This window comes from Streptomyces swartbergensis (assembly GCF_002148965.1).
Lineage (GTDB): Bacteria > Actinomycetota > Actinomycetes > Streptomycetales > Streptomycetaceae > Streptomyces > Streptomyces swartbergensis.
Genome location: NZ_NGFN01000023.1, coordinates 29,000 through 44,446, shown reverse-complemented (window position 1 = coordinate 44,446; position 15,447 = coordinate 29,000). Strand labels below are relative to the sequence as shown.

Annotated in this window: 13 protein-coding genes and 5 pseudogenes; 13 read left to right on the top strand and 5 right to left on the bottom strand. The window is 67.6% G+C overall.

Annotation, left to right across the window (positions count from 1 at the left end; genetic code table 11):
- The coding region (locus CA983_RS06490) for a transposase (protein ID WP_143645457.1) at nt 1-217 on the bottom strand (217 nt) is incomplete at its 3' end.
- A 260-nt stretch (nt 218-477) separates the two neighbouring features.
- Between CA983_RS06490 and CA983_RS06485 the strand changes: the two are divergent.
- From CA983_RS06485 to CA983_RS46140, 9 genes and pseudogenes are all read left to right on the top strand, one after another.
- Nucleotides 478-585: pseudogene (locus CA983_RS06485) on the top strand (cold-shock protein); the annotation flags it as partial.
- Nucleotides 586-1,278: 693 nt separating this feature from the next.
- Nucleotides 1,279-2,802, top strand: a complete 1,524-nt coding sequence (locus CA983_RS06480) for a PstS family phosphate ABC transporter substrate-binding protein (protein ID WP_086599916.1) — start codon at nt 1,279-1,281, stop codon at nt 2,800-2,802.
- A 431-nt stretch (nt 2,803-3,233) separates the two neighbouring features.
- Complete coding sequence (locus CA983_RS06475) at nt 3,234-3,476, top strand: DUF6411 family protein (protein WP_086599915.1); 243 nt, start codon at nt 3,234-3,236, stop codon at nt 3,474-3,476.
- 31 nt (nt 3,477-3,507) lie between these two features.
- Complete coding sequence (gene ppk2, locus CA983_RS06470) at nt 3,508-4,464, top strand: polyphosphate kinase 2 (RefSeq protein ID WP_208636905.1); 957 nt, start codon at nt 3,508-3,510, stop codon at nt 4,462-4,464.
- Nucleotides 4,465-4,664: 200 nt separating this feature from the next.
- A complete protein-coding gene (locus tag CA983_RS45760) occupies nt 4,665-4,904 on the top strand; it encodes a hypothetical protein (protein ID WP_143645456.1) in 240 nt (79 codons plus the stop codon).
- A 1,269-nt stretch (nt 4,905-6,173) separates the two neighbouring features.
- Nucleotides 6,174-7,079: a hypothetical protein gene (locus tag CA983_RS06460; protein WP_086599913.1), complete on the top strand. Its 906-nt coding sequence runs from the start codon at nt 6,174-6,176 to the stop codon at nt 7,077-7,079.
- Between the two features lie 73 nt (nt 7,080-7,152).
- Nucleotides 7,153-7,635 (top strand): hypothetical protein, encoded by a 483-nt coding sequence (locus CA983_RS06455; RefSeq protein WP_086599912.1) that lies wholly within the window; start codon nt 7,153-7,155, stop codon nt 7,633-7,635.
- 81 nt (nt 7,636-7,716) lie between these two features.
- A pseudogene (locus CA983_RS46620) lies at nt 7,717-7,895 on the top strand (leucine zipper domain-containing protein); the annotation flags it as partial.
- Between the two features lie 463 nt (nt 7,896-8,358).
- On the top strand, nt 8,359-8,766 hold the full coding sequence (locus tag CA983_RS46140; protein ID WP_158101839.1) for a hypothetical protein: 408 nt from the start codon (nt 8,359-8,361) through the stop codon (nt 8,764-8,766).
- Here CA983_RS46140 and CA983_RS06440 read toward each other — a convergent pair.
- Complete coding sequence (locus CA983_RS06440; RefSeq protein ID WP_086599911.1) at nt 8,735-9,229, bottom strand: HIT family protein; 495 nt, start codon at nt 9,227-9,229, stop codon at nt 8,735-8,737. The two genes, CA983_RS46140 and CA983_RS06440, sit on opposite strands and share 32 nt — an antisense overlap.
- A 251-nt stretch (nt 9,230-9,480) precedes the next feature.
- Here CA983_RS06440 and CA983_RS06435 point away from each other — a divergent pair, with 251 nt between their 5' ends.
- The 4 genes and pseudogenes from CA983_RS06435 to CA983_RS44930 form a co-directional block, all read left to right on the top strand.
- Complete coding sequence (locus CA983_RS06435; RefSeq protein ID WP_086599910.1) at nt 9,481-10,098, top strand: RNA polymerase sigma factor; 618 nt, start codon at nt 9,481-9,483, stop codon at nt 10,096-10,098.
- A complete protein-coding gene (locus CA983_RS06430; RefSeq protein ID WP_086599909.1) occupies nt 10,091-11,026 on the top strand; it encodes a CU044_5270 family protein in 936 nt (311 codons plus the stop codon). The genes CA983_RS06435 and CA983_RS06430 overlap by 8 nt, the downstream gene beginning before the upstream one ends.
- A gap of 294 nt (nt 11,027-11,320) precedes the next feature.
- Nucleotides 11,321-11,488: pseudogene (locus CA983_RS47100) on the top strand (IS701 family transposase); the annotation flags it as partial.
- 787 nt (nt 11,489-12,275) lie between these two features.
- Nucleotides 12,276-12,374, top strand: a pseudogene (locus tag CA983_RS44930) (IS5-like element ISMra2 family transposase); the annotation flags it as partial.
- Here the strand turns inward: CA983_RS44930 and CA983_RS06420 are convergent.
- The 3 genes and pseudogenes from CA983_RS06420 to CA983_RS06410 form a co-directional block, all read right to left on the bottom strand.
- Nucleotides 12,372-13,222, bottom strand: a pseudogene (locus tag CA983_RS06420) (ABC transporter ATP-binding protein); the annotation flags it as partial. The pseudogenes CA983_RS44930 and CA983_RS06420 overlap by 3 nt on opposite strands.
- 408 nt (nt 13,223-13,630) lie before the next feature.
- Complete coding sequence (locus CA983_RS06415; protein WP_086599908.1) at nt 13,631-14,311, bottom strand: haloacid dehalogenase type II; 681 nt, start codon at nt 14,309-14,311, stop codon at nt 13,631-13,633.
- Between the two features lie 51 nt (nt 14,312-14,362).
- Entirely contained in the window at nt 14,363-15,442 is a 1,080-nt protein-coding gene (locus CA983_RS06410; RefSeq protein ID WP_244206681.1) for a phosphotransferase, read from the bottom strand.
- Nucleotides 15,443-15,447: the final 5 nt, after the last annotated feature.

The following is a 15,447-nucleotide window of genomic DNA, read 5'->3' as shown; positions in this document are numbered from 1 at the left end:
AGACCCCGGCGTCCCGCCAGACGCGAAAGCGCCCGTAGACGGTCGCCCACGGTCCGAACTCGGAGGGCATCTCGCGCCACTGGGCGCTGGACCGAAACCGCCAGATCACCCCCTCGAACTGCTCCCGCAGCCGCTCGGGGTACGGACCGTACTCGCCTATCGGCAGGTACGGCTCGATGAACTCCCACTGCTCGTCTGTGAGTTGCCTACGTGTCACACCCAGCGTCCTACCGCATCCCGCCCCCGCACGGGGCCAGAACCCGAGATTGATCACGACCTCACACACGCCCTAGTGGCCCGCTCGTACGACGCCGCCTTGCTCCGCTGCCGCAGCTCACTCCCCGCCCCGGCTGCGGAAGGGGACGATGTGCAGGCTGTTTCCTCAGAGCCGCCTTCCTGGCGGCGGTCTTCTTCGCGCCCTTCGCGGCGGGCAGGACATCATCGAAGCTGCCGGGAAGCACGACGAGCGCTCTCATGAACATTGCCGCTCAGGGCTTCCGTGAGCTGCAGGAGGGGCAGAAAGTCGAGTTCGACGTCACGCAGGGCCAGAAGGGACCGCAGGCGGAGAACATCCGACCGGCGTGACCACAGCGCCCTGCAAGGACGGATGGGCGCTGAGGGTGTGACACACTCCCGGTCACCGGTGGGCTGTCATCAGTGAGCCGTGAATGCGGCTCCGCAAGGCCCGCGTCCACCGGCATGCTGCAGCGCGTTGACGAACCGCGTCATCGTCTTCTGGTTTCTCCGTAGCTGACACCCCGCTGGGACGATCTGCCGATGACGCACTTCGACACCGAAGCGGATGCCGAAGAGGACCAGAGACCGCACGGTATGGCCCTGCCCTGCAGTCGACGGCGTGCAGGTAGGGATCAACCCTGCGGGAGCGTCCCCGGAACCGTTCCCCGGTGTCCTTGACATGGTCGCGACCGGCGTGGGGGGCCGGGCACAAGGTCGGGGCGTGCGCATCCTGTCGAGGCGCGGAACTGCAGCGTCCGGAGGCTTTCGCAGTGCCATGGGGGATCTTCCGCCGTACGGTCGAGGATGAGGGCGAGTCAGGTTTCCACGGGGTGCGGAGACCGGTCCGCCGGAATATCGGCCGGCCGATATCCCGCGTCCCATGTCCCAAGTCCCATGTCCCAAGTCCTGTGTCCCAAGTCCTGTGTCCTGTGAGGAAAGTTGAACGCAAAGCGAACATTGGTGTCAGAGCCCTGACGGGCCGTTCGGACAGACATACGGTGACCCCACCATGTGAGCTCTGGGAGTGGCGGGGGACCACCAATGGAGTGGCTGAGCATCGAGAATGTCATCGCCGTCGGCACATCCGTCCTCGGTCTCCTCGTGCCCATCGTGATGTTCCTGTACGACCGCCGGGTGCCGCGCCGCAAGCTGATCGGCTACCGCGTACAGATGGACAGCCCCATAGGCGACGGATCGTCCAACCCCCGCCTCGGCGACTTCGACGTACCGAACATGGCCGACGCGTCGCTCGTCCTCCTGCGCATCGAGAACGACGGATCGCAGAGCGTCGCCGACAATGACTACACTTCCTCCGAAGTCCACGGGCTTACCGCCGAGTTCACGGGCCGCACGGTCCAGGCCGTCGCGGTCACCCAGCCGTCCGGAATCGAGCATCTGAGCAGTCACTTCACGAGCGCCAACGGGTTCGAACACGTCGGCAGTACGGTGACCATCCCGCGCGTCCCACTCAATCCGGGCGACCACTTCAAGCTGCTGGTGCTGCTCTCCGGCGGTCCGGCCGAAGGGGAGGTCAAGCTGATCGGCGGCCTCCGGGACGGCCGGGTCCACCGCAACAGTGCTCCCCAAACGGACGACAAGCTGCGTACGTTCAGTCTCCCTGCCCGGCTGCTCAGCGGCGCGCTGGCCCTCGCCGTGCTCGCTCTTGCCGGCATCATCCTGCTGCGGGTCGGCAACCCGATCGAGTGCGAACAGGGCGAGTTGACCCTGACGGGCTCGACCGCCTTCGAGCCCGTCGTCCGGACGCTCGCCAAGCAGTACGAGAACAAGTGCCAGGGCGCCGACATCTCCGTCGAGGTGCGGGGCAGCGAGGACGGCGTCTTCGAACTCGCGGAGCTGGGTGAGCGGTCAGCGAGCGCCGCCCAGTCCGTGATCACCTTCTCGGACGGGCCGATGGGGGAGCGCTGGAACCTGACGGGGAAGGAGATCGCGGTGTCCTTCTTCACCCTCGTCGTCCACAAGGACATCGACCTCGGCCCGCACGGGATGTCCCTTCAGCAGGTGCGGGACATGTATGCGGGCAAGTACCAGCGCTGGGGCCAGGTCGTCCCCGGCGAGGAGGAGATCGCCGACCTGCCCATCGTCCTGGTCAGCCGGGGGGACGAGTCGGGTACGCGGCAGATCTTCCAGGACCGGGTGCTCAAGGGGTGGGAACAGGCGCCGAGCACATCATTGGACTGCAGGCCGCTCGCGCGGGCCGGTGACACCGTCACGCGCTGCGAACTCAGCTCGACCAGAGCTGTCCTGAACAAGGTCGAGGAACAGCCCGGCGCCATCGGTTACAGCGAAGTCGGCCTCGCCAGGGAGCGGGGCGGCAAGGTGAACACGGTGCCCTTGGCCGGCGACTGGCCCGACGACGGGCAGATCGACCTGGGCGCCGGCCACTACCCGTACAAGGACATCGAGTACGCCTACACCTACGGCCCCCCTCGCCCTGGCTCCCTCGCCGCCGGCTTCCTGGCCTACCTCGACGAGGCCACCAGCCAGAACGTGATCCGCGGGAAGGGGCACCTGCCATGCCTGCGGGAGCCGGAGCAGTGCCGGTGAGGCTCCGGACCCACGTGCGGCGTGCTTGATTGGCAGTAGCTGGGGGTCCGGTCAGTAGCTGGGGGTCTGGCCTGCAATGATCAGTTTGCAGAGGGCAACCAAACAGCCTGGACGGAACGCCCCGTGGGCCAAGGTCTTCGGGGCTTTCGTCCTCGCCCTGCTAACGGCTGTCGTCACCGCCTACGGCATCGGCACCTCCGCGAAGCGGAGAGGAAACGCTCCGCCTTCGAGGTCACCTATCGGCGCTTTATGCCTGCGCTGGTTGCAGCGGGGTCCATTGGGCGGTGTCGTTCGGCTGCCGCCCCTGGGTGGCTGGGGTGCTGCTCCGGCTGCTGGGGAGCGGACCAGTCAGGGTCGAAGCCTTCGCTTCTCACATGGGTGGGTCAGGGCGGGGCACCCGTGTATCCGTCCATCAGCGAAGGGAGCCGATCATGGTAGTCGCCGCCGTCATCGTCGTGTGTGTTGTCCTGGCCGTCCTGGCCTTCCTCGTCCCCCGTCTCTCCCGCCATCCCGAACGCGGCACGCAGCGTACGCTCGGTGCCGGGGCGCGGGCTGGTGGCAAGGCGCCCGGCATTCTGGGCCGGCTCTTCAGCAAGCCCTTCCACACCAGTTCGCGCGCGGTGACCCGCAGCGGTTCGGCTGGCCGCCGCTCCCGCGGTCGCATGCCCTTCTGACCGACGGGGCGGGCCGAACGGGAGCCTGGTGATGAACGCCGAAGACGCGGACAAACTGCTGGACGGACTGACCGTGGATGCCCGTCGGCGAGAGCAGCCGATCGTGCTGGACGAAGACGGGCGTCCCATCCGGACCTGGCAGGAGAACCATCCGTACAACCGCAAGGTGGGCCGCAAGGAGTACGAGCGGACCAAACGCGTCCTGCAGATCGAGCTGCTCAAACTCCAGCGGTGGGTCAAGGACACCGGCGCCCGTGTGGTCGTCGTGTGCGAGGGACGTGACGCGGCAGGCAAGGGCGGCACGATCCAGCGGCTCACCGAGCGGCTCAACCCTCGCGGCGCACACGTGGTCGCCCTGGACAAGCCCACCGAACGCGAGGCGGGCCAGTGGTACTTCCAGCGGTACATCGCGCATCTGCCGACGGCCGGGGAGATCGTCTTCTTCGACCGCTCCTGGTACAACCGAGCCGGCGTGGAGCGCGTGATGGGGTACTGCTCCAAGGACGAGTACGAGCTGTTTTTCGACCAGTGCCCGGCCTTCGAGCGGATGCTGGTCGACGACGGCATCCTGCTGGTGAAGTTCTGGTTCTCCGTATCCCGCTCCGAGCAGCGCACGCGCTTCGCGATCCGGCAGGTCGACCCGGTGCGCCAGTGGAAGCTCTCTCCCACCGACCTGGCCTCGCTGGACCTCTGGGACGACTACACCGAGGCGAAGGTCGACATGTTCCGCGCCACGGACACCCCACACGCCCCCTGGACCGTCGTCAAGAGCAACGACAAGCGGCGCGCCCGGCTGGAGACCATGCGCAGTCTGCTGTCGCGCATCGATTACGCCAGCAAGGACCGCGAGGCGATCGGCACACCCGACCCCCTCATCGTCGGCGCCGCCGACACCCTTCTTGAGCCCGGTGAGGAGGACACCACACTGTCACCCACTCCGCTGTCTTCCGACGCCGACGGGCCCGGCAAGCACCCTGGGACTGACTGACAATCACGAACCCCTCGTCTCACCCGACGGGCCCAGGCCTGCGTCATCGCTGCGCGGAGGCCCGCCGTGCGCGGGTGCGGTGTGTCAGTCCGTAGCTGATCGGCGCGTACAGCGCGCGAGCGCCCAGGCCCCCAGAGCGGGGAGCCGACGAAACGGGGCTTCCCGGGTGACGGGTGCGCGGGGCGGGGTCAGGGGGACGTGTGGCCGCCGCAGTGTTCGGCGGCGCTCGTGCCGCGCCGGGTTCCCAGTCCGGGAACCGGGACCTGCTCGGGGATCTCGGGTCGCTCGCCTGGGACCAGCCGCGCGCAGCATGCCGACTGTTCGACGTCGCCCGTGCCTTGGGCGCCATCCACGACGCTGTCACCGCCGGCACCGATCCATCTCGCATGCGAGGCACCGACGCGGCCGCGCTCGACTGCGGCCGACCCCACCGCGCCTGATCGACGTCTCCGCCAGTCGCGGCGACGTCGCGGATCGGCAGGGCTCGGAGCCATCGGCCCTGGACTGGGAATGATCGATGGTTGCCTCTGCGTCTGAACGAGTTCAGGCCCCCACGCGTTGCGATCGCCGGACGCCGAGATCACTATGGCCGACGAGGAGACGAGGTCGTGCGGCCAGCCTGACCCAGCCCTGCCTGACCTCCGGCCGACAGCGACGCCCTTGCGGCCTCGCTGCCAGCATCGCCCCCGGCAGGAGCTGCCGGGGGACGAACACCGCCTCCAGCCGGACGGTCGGGAGCGCGTCCGGTGTTGCCGCTCCGGCCTGTCGGAGGCGGATCGGCAGGACGTCCGGCTGTTGCTGCCGGTGCCTCCGTGGCTCCAGGGGCGGAGCGGTCGGCCGGAGGGCTACTGCCACCGAGTGATGCTGGACGCGGTGCGCTATTACTGCACCTGCTCGGCCTCCTCCCGCAGCCGCGCGGACGACCTCTTCCCGGATCTTCTTCTCCCGGGCCTCCCAGTAGAGCGAGCTACCGACGGCATCAGCCATCTCCGCAAGCGACGTGAACGGACGAACCACGCCCAACTCTCCCCGCCAACGACCGGAGTCCATGCCCACCCGGCCCACAAACGCTCACGCTCGGAAATCGGATGGCTTCCGAGACCCGACACCTGACACCTGTCAGGACCGGCGCGGTCRGCACCCTTCTAGCCTTGCGGGGCGCAACCACACCCCCTGGCAGTCCGGCCGCAAGGAGCGCCATGCAGCTGTGCACCCGTACGGCCGCCACGCCGAGCGTGGCCGCTTCGTTCGCCGGTCTCGTCGGACTCCCGCCGGCAGCATCAGCCGCGGCATCTCCGGGCGGTACGTACTGCACTCTGGTGGTGGAGAGGGCGAAGCCAGGTGACCCGGCCTCCCGGGTGAAGAGCCGGATCTGTTCCGACAACAGGGCGACGGCGGTGGCGAAGAACCGCAGCGCCCGGACAAAGCTCATGGCCTGGTACTCGCACGCGGACTACGGCGACGCCATCACCGATGTGCACGGGGACCAGGGCCCCTGCGAGGGGCCCGGTTGTGTACTGGACGCCGGCCCGCCGGGGGTTGCTACCCATGTCGGCCGCGAGACCAAGGGGGTTGACGCGCGGCGGACCACTTCACCGTCACCCTCCCCCTCTTCCTCGCCGAGTCCGCTTCGCGGCGTTTTCGAGGGCGGCCGGTAGCAGACCTGGCCCGCACAGCAGTCCCGTTCACACCCAACGCGAGAGGATGTCATGCGCAAGGCTGTGATCAGCCTGCTCCTTGTGTCGGCCGTCATCACCGGCTGCGGCAGTGCCCGGCACACTCCGCAGAGCACGGCGTCTCCGTCGGCCGGGGGAGCCCGGCAACTGACCGATGCCGAGCAGTTGCGGATCTCGGACGCGCAGCAACAGTTGATCGGCACGTGCATGAGACGACATGGTTTCGAGTTCTGGGAGGCCGAGCGGCTGAGCCTGGAGGAAAGCCGCACGCTCGGTTATGTGTTGGACGATGTCGGCTGGGCCCGCAAGCACGGATACGGCAGCCGCATCCAGGCCAAGGAAGCGGCCGCCCGGGCTTCCAACCCCAACCTCGCGTACCGCAAGAGCTTGTCCGAGCGGCGGCGCCAGGCCTACGACGAGGCTCTGGACGAGGGGATCGACGCGCCGGTGATCACCGTCGAGATCCCCGGCGGCGGCAGCCTGCGCAAGCGGATGGGCGGCTGCGTGGCCGAGGCCGAGAAGAGGCTGTACGGGGATCCCAGGGCTTGGTTTCGTGCGGAGAAGGCCGTCGGGCATCTCCGGTCGCTCTACGTTCCCCGGGTACTGGCCGACCAGCGGTTCTCGGCGGCGCAGAACGCCTGGTCGCGGTGCATGAAACGGGCGGGGTACGTCCACCGGGACCCGGGTGCGTCCCGTCAGTCAGCGGTCGCGCAGGCTTACCGGACGGCTGAGTCCAAGGCCTTCGAGGCCGAGCGGAAGCTCGCCGTGGCCGACGCCACCTGCGCCCGGGACACCGGCCTTCGCCCCATCGGTGAGGAGCGCGAGAGCCATTACGTCGCCCAGTTGCGCGGCCGCTACGGCGAAGCCCTGGACACGCACACCCGGTTGCAGCACCAGGCGCTCGACCGAGCCAAGAAGATCGTCAGCCCACGGGCCTGACTGCCCATCACCTCCACGGCTCATCCGTGGAATCGCATGCCTCGTCCCAGAGGCGGACACCAAGGAGTACGCCATGCGCAGACCAGGTACAGCCGTCATCGCCATCGCCCTGACCTCCCTCGGACTTGCGGCACCGACCACCTCTGCCGCGGCGGCAACACAGGAGTACCGCTGTCAGCAGGAATGGCCGGGCCGTGACGGCAATGTGAGGGCTTGGACGGACTACGGCTGTGACGGGAACCTCCTCGGCGCGACACCGGGAGACGATCGCTTCTGGGGCGATACCAGCGGCGCGTTCCAGACAATCGCCTACAAAGAGGCGTCCTCTGTGATGAACAGCGGGTTCATCGGGGGCAAGGACGTCGTCGCCTTCTACTACGACAAGGACTACCAGTATCAGAACGGCTACGTCTGCCTCGCTCCGGGAGAGATGTGGGCCGATAACCTCACGGACAACTACTTCTACAACAGGCCAGGGCAGGTCGTGAACGACCGCATCGGGTCTCACCGGTGGGTCACCGCCTCCGAATGCGCGGCGGGCAGCTGGCTCACCTGACCGAAGGGGTCGCTGGGTTTGATCGTGGGGGACCTCCGGTGTGGTGGTGGTGTCCTGGACTGCACCAATCCGGAGGTCTTCGTGTCCCACCGGAGTGCCCGGCTGATTGTTCACGGCAGGCGGCTGCTGGTCGAGCGTGTCCGCGCGGGCCGCCCGGTGCGCTTGCCCCAAGCGAGACGGGCATCTCGCGCGCCGCTGCCCATGAGTGGATCGGCTGCTGGCGTGTGGAGGCGGTCCATAACTTGGTTCTGCGGCCCAGCTGGGCCGGCAGGATCCGGTACGGGCGAGGTAAGCATCGGCTCCGGCAGTGTCCACGTCACGCACCATGCTTTCAACAGTGGTCGGCCGCCGTTCGAGCGCTATGACCCGAGCACCGCGTCGGGCGGCCGAAGCGATCTGCCCGCGTGTGGTCTGCAAGTGAGACCGGGCTCTGATCCATTTTCTGTGGAGCGGACACACTGGGTGGCAGGCCCTGAATCGCTTCTACCAGGTGGTGGCTTGAAGTACTTGCAGGGCGATGTCCCACACCGACCGGTCGTCCGTCGGGAGTCGGGATACGGACGGTGCCCCCTGGAGTCTCCTCGTCGAGATGCCGTGCCATCCGTAGGCTCCGGTCGATGTGAGCGTGTAGCTGGGATCCGGTTTCGCGCTGAGCGAGGCGCTGTCGCACGGTGGCTTCCTCGGCCGTGAGCAGAATGCGGACAGCGCTGATGGCGCCGCCCCATGGCCCGGCTCACCATCGACTCTTCCAGGATGCTCACCGTGTTGTTGCAGATCGGATGGTTCTCCGTCCTGGAACCAGTCCTGCAGGCAGTCGCGGGCGACGGCGTAGTCCCGGGCGAGAAGGCAAGCTCGGGTTCGGCGGACGAGTCGGCGGTGCCGGCGGTTGGCCTGTTGCACTTCGGGCAGGGCGTGGAGGTGATACTGCGCGTCACCGAGGAGCCAGCGATGGTGCTGCAAGGGGTGACCTGCGGCCTCCGTATGATCGTTTGTCTTCCCACGCCGATGGTCAACGGTGGCCGCATCCACGTGCCGACCGTCCCGACCAGCAAGACCCGTCAGGTGTGCGGGCGACTGGGAACAGCCGGACGCCGCCCGGTCATCGGCGGCTTGAGCATGACCGGGCGATGACCGCCTCACGCAGGCCTGCGGCCATCGCTGCCGCCTGGCCCGGCGGCAGCGCCAGGACATCGTTCTCCGTCATCAGAGCGTGGAACTGCTGCTCAGGGTAGGGGACGCCGGGCGGCAGAGCGGCGATGTGCCAGTGCAGATGCGCATTGCCCTGCTGGCTGCCGAGCGAGTACAGGTATGTGCGCTCCGGCTCGCAGACGGCCTCGACGGCGAGGGCGATCTCCCGGACGAACAGCATGAGCCGGCTGTAGGCCGCCTCGTCCAGGTCGCGCACGACGTGCTCGACGTGAGCCTTCGGAGCGACCAGGACCTTGCCCGGCACCGTGGGCCACCTGTCCAGGAACGCTACGTGATCGGCATCCTCAAAAACCGTCTCGTGCGCGTAGTCCGGGTTCCCGGCCAGGAACGCACAGACGAAGCACGGGCCGCTCCGGGTCCGTTCCACATACGCCTCAAGGTTCATTGGTCGTCGGTCCGCTGACACCTGAGCACCTCTCCGTTGAGGTGCATCAGTCTGCCGCAGGTCCACGACACCTACCGACTCGAAGGAGCGCCAACGGTTGGACGACATTTCCCGCAACCGACGCGGCCTGCGAAGCCTTCTGCTGCTCTGGCACGCGCGGTCACGACGTGGGGAACCGGATCTCTGCGAGCGGCGAAGTACCGGTGAAAGCCCAAGATTTGAGAGCGCGTGAATCGATGAAAGGAGCCCCGATGACCGTCGAACCAGGCGTCAGGGTGGGGCAGGACAGTGACGCCTCGGTGATCGAACGGTCGTGGGATGAGCCCGAGGCATTCGCCGCACTCTTCGACCGCCATGCCGACTCGGTGCACAGATACGCGGCGCGCCGGCTCGGTGCGGAGGCGGCCGAGGACGTGATGGCAGATACCTTCACCACCGCATTCCAGCTGCGTTTCCGGTACGACACGGGGCAGGCCAGCGCCCGCCCGTGGCTGTTCGGCATCACGACCAACCTCATAGGCCGCCACAAGCGCGCCGAGGCCCGGCGTCTGAAGGCGCTCGGACGGCTTCCTTCGTCCGCCCCCGGCGACCAAGCCGAAGAGATGCTCGCGGACCGGGTGGCGGCGCGGGTCAGCGCGCAGGCGGTAGGCCGCGAACTCGCCGGCGCCCTGGCCCGGTTGCCCGCCCGCCACCGGGACGTGCTGCTGCTGGTCGCCTGGGCCGACCTCGGCTACGAGGAGGTCGCACGCGCCCTGGGGGTGCCCGTGGGGACGGTCCGGTCGCGGCTGCACAGGGCTCGCAGAACAGTTCGTGAGGCATTGGGCGGATCCGATCCAACTACTCTCCGAGAGGAATCTGACGATGAATGAACTCAAGCTCCTGAGGGAGTGGGACGCGGACGCGCCTCCTCTCACGGATACCGTCCGCGCCCGTGCCCGCTTCCGCCTGTATCAGGCGATGCGGGCTCCCGCCGCCCCCACGACCGTTCGCCGCCGTCCGCTGCTGCGGATCGCGGTGGCCGCCGTCGCCGCGGCGGCGGTCACCGCGACTGTGGTGGTCGCCGAGAACACGGGGACCTCGCCTCGCACCCAGACGGTGAGCACGGCCACTGTGCTGCGAGGGGCGGCCGCCGAGGAACGCAGGCTCGAAAAGCCGATCGCGCCGCGCGACGACCAGTTCATCTACACCAAGGAGATCACCAAGGAAACCCCGGTCGGAGGCGGCCGGAGCAAGACGTACGTCGACGAGAGCTGGAGCTCGGTCGACGGCTCCAAGAAGTCCTACGTCAGCGAGCTGGGTCACACCCAGTGGGTCCCGCCGGACCAGCCGGGTCAGAGCAGCTGGCCGCCGCGCAGGTGGTCGCAGCTGAAGCAGCTGCCCACCGAGCCGGGCAAGCTGCCGATCGCACTGCGCGACATCGGCAGGACGCCGGACTACGACCGGCCGATGAAGGCCGACGAGTGGCCGATGGTCCAGCTCTTCCTCTCAGGCCTGCTCCGCACCCCCGTTCTGCCGAAGGGCCTGCGCCCCGCGGCGTTCGAGGCACTCGCAACCGTCCCAGGCGTCAAGGTGCTGCCGGGCCGGACGGACGCAGACGGCCGCGCGGGCATCGGCATCCAGTACGTGGGCAAGCCCGGCACTCCCTGGGCAGAGGGCGGACCGGTGCTGGTCTTCGACGCGAAGACGTACCAGTACCTCGGCATGCGTGACCAGCGCAACGCAGGAGCAGAGACGTACGAGCAGTGGTCATACGTGGCCGCCGACGCCGTGGTGGACCGAGTGATGCAACGCCCCTGAGCGGCCGCCCGCGAACGCTGTATCGCACCGCTCGGCGCCCGGAAACCTCACCAGGGCGTCGAGCGGTTGCGGCGCGCCCGCCCCGCCGAGGCAAGGCCGAGACCGCAGCGACCAACCATCTCTGAGCGAACCGGCCAACTGTCCTTGAGCACAGGCCGTTGTAATCCCACGGCGCTGGGTCGTCGAGCGGACCTTGTGTGCACCGGCCGGCTGATGCACGACCGCCGTCTCGCCCGCGCCGCCCACCGACTCAGCCGTTCCGACTGGCGACGCCACCAGGAGTGCTCACGCCCAGTGTTCGCTCGGGTGGCAGGCCGGTTCGCCCGGGCGGATCTACGGCGGCGGATGCGGGACCACGTGCGTGGTCTGCTGGCGCCGGTCGAGCGAAAGAACGGCTGGCAGCTGGCCGGATGGGCCGGCCACCGCGACTCGGCGGGCCTGCAGCACCTCCTCAACGGCGCTGAGACCGCGCTCGCCTACACCCTGGCCGGTGACGTCGACTACTACACCGACCCGACCGGGAAGACCGACTACACCTGGGACAAGGCCGGCCGCCCGGACTACCTGACAGCCCCGGACGGCAAGAAGACCGACTTCGACTACGACAACAACGACAGGCGCACCAAGACCGTCTACCCCGGCGGCACGACACAAGCCGGTCGACATCGACGACAACGGCCGCCCCGGGGGCATCAAAACCACGTCCGGGACCGCGACGCTGATCGACCTGGCCAACGGCTACAAGAACACCGCGGGCAAGGACACCACCAAGATCCGTACCCGCACCGACAACCTCACCGACAGCGACCCGACAGGACTCTTCAAGATCGGGGCATTCCTCGAGGGAGGCGTTTTGAGTGAATCCAGCCAGCAAGAAGACAGCCGCGGTTCTCGCCATCGTGCTTCTGGCATGTCTGGGCTTCGTGGTGTCAGCGTGGACAAGGTAAGGTACAGCGTTGCCCGCGTGCTGATCATCGAGGGTATCGCCCTTGTGGTCGTCGGCAGCCTGGTCTGGCTGGCGGGGCGACGGCGAACCTGGACGACTGCGACGCGGCCTCGGCGGTACCCTCCGCCGAGGCCGCAGTGCTGGGGCCGCTGCCGTATCGCGCGGATCAGTGACTTGGGACGACATCAACGGGTTGCTGGCCGGCCATCTCGGGAGCCTCCCTGACGAGGAGACGTTACCGGTAGGCAAGGACTCGGCTCCGCTAGTGGGTGTCCGCAAAGTGGTTGGTGCGGTGGTCCGTTCGTGGTGCGTCGTCATGAGCTGACCGACGAGTCGTGGGCGGGCATCGAGCCGTTGTTGGCTCCGCCGCGGATGGGCCGTCCGGCGCGTGATCGCCGCCGGGGCGGCTCCGTCCAGGCGGACGGTGATACGCGTCAGCGAACCCACGTAGACGGCCGTTTCTACCGTGCCGGTACAACAACTCTCCTCGGCGCCGACCATGCGCAGCTTGCCCGGCCGGACCGCAGCCCGGACCCGCTGCCCGGGAACACAGGGGTGCTGCCGGGCCGTGAGGACGCCGCCGGTGTCGAGGCGCACCTGGGTGCAGTTGTCCTCCGTAGACTCCTCGACCTTGCCGGTGAGGAAGTTGGCGGCGCCGAGAAAGTCGGCCACGAACGGCGTGCGGGGGCGTTCTAACAGGCCGCGGGGCGTGTCGAACTGCTCGATCCGGCCGTCCTTCATGATGGCGATCCGGTCCGACAGAACCAGCGCTTCCTCCTGGTCGTGCGTCACATACACCACGGTCAGGCCGAGTTCTCGCTGGATGGACTTGATCTCGGTCTGCATCTGGTCACGCAGCTTCTTGTCCAATGCACCCAGCGGCTCGTCCATCAGCACGATCGGCGGCCGGCCCGGCACAGGGCCACGCGTTGCTGCTGACCACCGGACAGCTCACGCGGCTTGCGGCCGGCGAACTTCGACAGCCCGGCCGCCTCCAGGGTCTCGCCCACCCGGCGGCGGATCTCCGCCTTGGGCAACCCTCGCAGCTGGGCGATGACCTGCGCCGACTGGTAGTTGACCGTCGTGACCGTGATGCCGGTCTCCTTGGCGAACGGCTCGTAGATCGCCTTGGTCAGAGCGTCGTTGTAGGCGCCACCGCTGTTGCTGACGACGATCCTCTTCCTGCCGCCGCCGGACGAACTGCTGCCGGTCGCGGTGCCGCAGCCGGCGACCGCCGTGGCTGCGGCCACTGCGCCTGGGTGCGGAGTACGGTTCTGCGTCCTATCCGGTTGCCTTCCATGGCGGTGCCTCCTGGGAATCGTTGGGGATACTGGGGTATCTGTTGCAGGGACGTATTGGTTCCGGGGGAGGTGGCTGGTACGCCGAAATCGGCGGACGTCAAACGGCTCGGGGCTGATGAGGGTGCCGCGCGAGACCGGAGAGAGAGAAGAGAACGCTGCCATGTGCAGCGGCGTCGCACGCTGTCAGAACACCGGCTATGACACGACGGCGTATTTCCTGTCGTTCTGATTGCCGTCGGGCCCGCAGTGACTCTGTCAAACAGCTGCGGAAGGCACCGGATTCTTGTCCCGCACGGCAAACACAAACCGTGGGAGAAACCCGGGTGTGTGCCGTGCGGGACTGGTGTTGGCTTCCGGTCAGATGCCGAGCATGGTGTTGAGGTCGTCCAGGGACTTCACCGTCACGTAGTCGTAGCCGTGGGTGACCGGGTCGTATCCGCGGTCCAGCAGGACCAGGTTGCGGAATCCCATGTCGTGCATCGGCATGTGGTCGTAGCGGGTGTGCGAGGCGACGTGTACGAAGTCCTCGGGGGACGCGTCGAGTTGGTCGAGCATGTACTCGAACGCGGCGTAGCGGGGCTTGTAGAAGCCGGCCTGCTCCGCGGTGAAGACCGCGTGGAAGTCCGCCCCGAGCTTCGGCACGCTTTCCGCGAGGAAGGAGTCGTCGGCGTTGGACAGGATCACCAGCTTGTAGTTCTCGCCCATCTTCTTCAGCGGCTCGGGCACGTCGGCGTGGGGGCCCCAGCTGCGGACGCCGTCGGCGAACCGCTTGCCCGCGTCCGACGCCGCCTTCACGCCCCACTTGCGGCAGACCCGCTCGAAGGAGTCCTGCAGCACCTGCTCGTAGGGGTAGTACTCGCCGCGAACCTGGTCGTAGCGGTAGCCGCGGAACTCGCGAACGAACTGGTCCCACTGCTCGGCGGGGACCTGGTCGCCGACGAGTTCACGCGTGATGGGAGTGATCGGGAACTCGATCAACGTGCCGTAACAGTCGAACGAGACGTATTTCGGCCGGAACTGCAACGAGGGAATGGCCATGAGAATGCTCCTGTCTTTTGTGAGAAAACTGCACATGTTCGGGACTGGCTTTCAGGAATGCCCGTGACGGGTTTCCCTGAGGTGCGCGACGACGTCGTCCAGGCTCACGGTCAAGGAACGCTCGATATTGATCCAGTCGTCCTTGGCGTGACCGAGGAGGTACTCGCGCCGTTCGGGTGCGCGCTCCGCGCGCCAGTTCGTGATCAGCGCACGCAGTGTGAGTCGTGCCAGCGCGGCAACCGGGAGCAGCGGAAGTTCCGAGGCCTGGACGGGCCGCTCCCGTTGGTATCCGGCAGCGAAGGCGCAGGCGTCCCGCCAGGGATGATCCGGGGTCCTGCCGAGCAGGTTCGCCATGGGAACGGCGGGGTCGAAGATCACCGCACTGCGCACCGTGTCGCCGAAGTCGATGACACCGGTGACGAAGTGATCGCTCTGTGGATCCACCACGATGTTGTAAGGGCTGAAGTCACCGTGGATCACTTGCGTTTCGAGATCGGTCAGCCTCGGGACGATGTTTTCGCCGAAGAGCCGGAAGACCGACTGGGCCAGCCGGCGGTGCTCGGGGCTCGGCGTGTGCTCGACCAGTTCGGTCAGCTGGTGGAAATGCCGGATGTCCCACGCCAGACCTCGTCGGTCCGCCGGGTGCGTGAACGGCCTGAGCGCCACGTCGATCAGCCCCAGCATCTCGCCCGCCTTGGAGAGCCGCTCCGCGTCCGGGTTCGCATCGGCCAGGACCTGGCCTTCGACGAAGTCGAACACCCGCAGGATTCGAGTCCTGCCGTCGTTCAGCCGGATCGTGACGTGGTCGTCTGCGTCGGCGGTCAGCTTCACCCGCTGGACGGGCAAGTGCGAAGCGGTGGTTTCGAGGTAGCGCATCGCGGCGGTCTGGAGGGCGACAACCGCCTCCGCTTCGTCAGGTGGTGAGACCTTCACGAGGTAGTTGCCCGAGTCGGTACTGAGTCTGAACGTGTCGTCCTTCTCGGTCGCCAGTCGCCCCAAGCGCCCGTTGAGGCGGTAGTGCTCCTCGAGGAAAATGCTCACCAGCATCACGTCGATGGGCTCATGGGACGACGTCAGGCCGCTCTCCTCGAGGAGCCGTTGAGCATAGTTCACAGCTGGTGAGGTGTTCACGGTCA

Excerpts from the sequence above, each read along its gene's own strand:
- CA983_RS06480 (WP_086599916.1), top strand. The coding sequence starts at position 1,279 with ATGGAGTGGCTGAGCATCGAGAATGTCATCGCCGTCGGCACATCCGTC.
- CA983_RS06475 (WP_086599915.1), top strand. The coding sequence starts at position 3,234 with ATGGTAGTCGCCGCCGTCATCGTCGTGTGTGTTGTCCTGGCCGTCCTG.
- ppk2 (WP_208636905.1), top strand. The coding sequence starts at position 3,508 with ATGAACGCCGAAGACGCGGACAAACTGCTGGACGGACTGACCGTGGAT.
- CA983_RS06460 (WP_086599913.1), top strand. The coding sequence starts at position 6,174 with ATGCGCAAGGCTGTGATCAGCCTGCTCCTTGTGTCGGCCGTCATCACC.
- CA983_RS06455 (WP_086599912.1), top strand. The coding sequence starts at position 7,153 with ATGCGCAGACCAGGTACAGCCGTCATCGCCATCGCCCTGACCTCCCTC.
- CA983_RS46140 (WP_158101839.1), top strand. The coding sequence starts at position 8,359 with ATGGCCCGGCTCACCATCGACTCTTCCAGGATGCTCACCGTGTTGTTG.
- CA983_RS06440 (WP_086599911.1), bottom strand. The coding sequence starts at position 9,229 with ATGAACCTTGAGGCGTATGTGGAACGGACCCGGAGCGGCCCGTGCTTC.
- CA983_RS06435 (WP_086599910.1), top strand. The coding sequence starts at position 9,481 with ATGACCGTCGAACCAGGCGTCAGGGTGGGGCAGGACAGTGACGCCTCG.
- CA983_RS06430 (WP_086599909.1), top strand. The coding sequence starts at position 10,091 with ATGAATGAACTCAAGCTCCTGAGGGAGTGGGACGCGGACGCGCCTCCT.
- CA983_RS06415 (WP_086599908.1), bottom strand. The coding sequence starts at position 14,311 with ATGGCCATTCCCTCGTTGCAGTTCCGGCCGAAATACGTCTCGTTCGAC.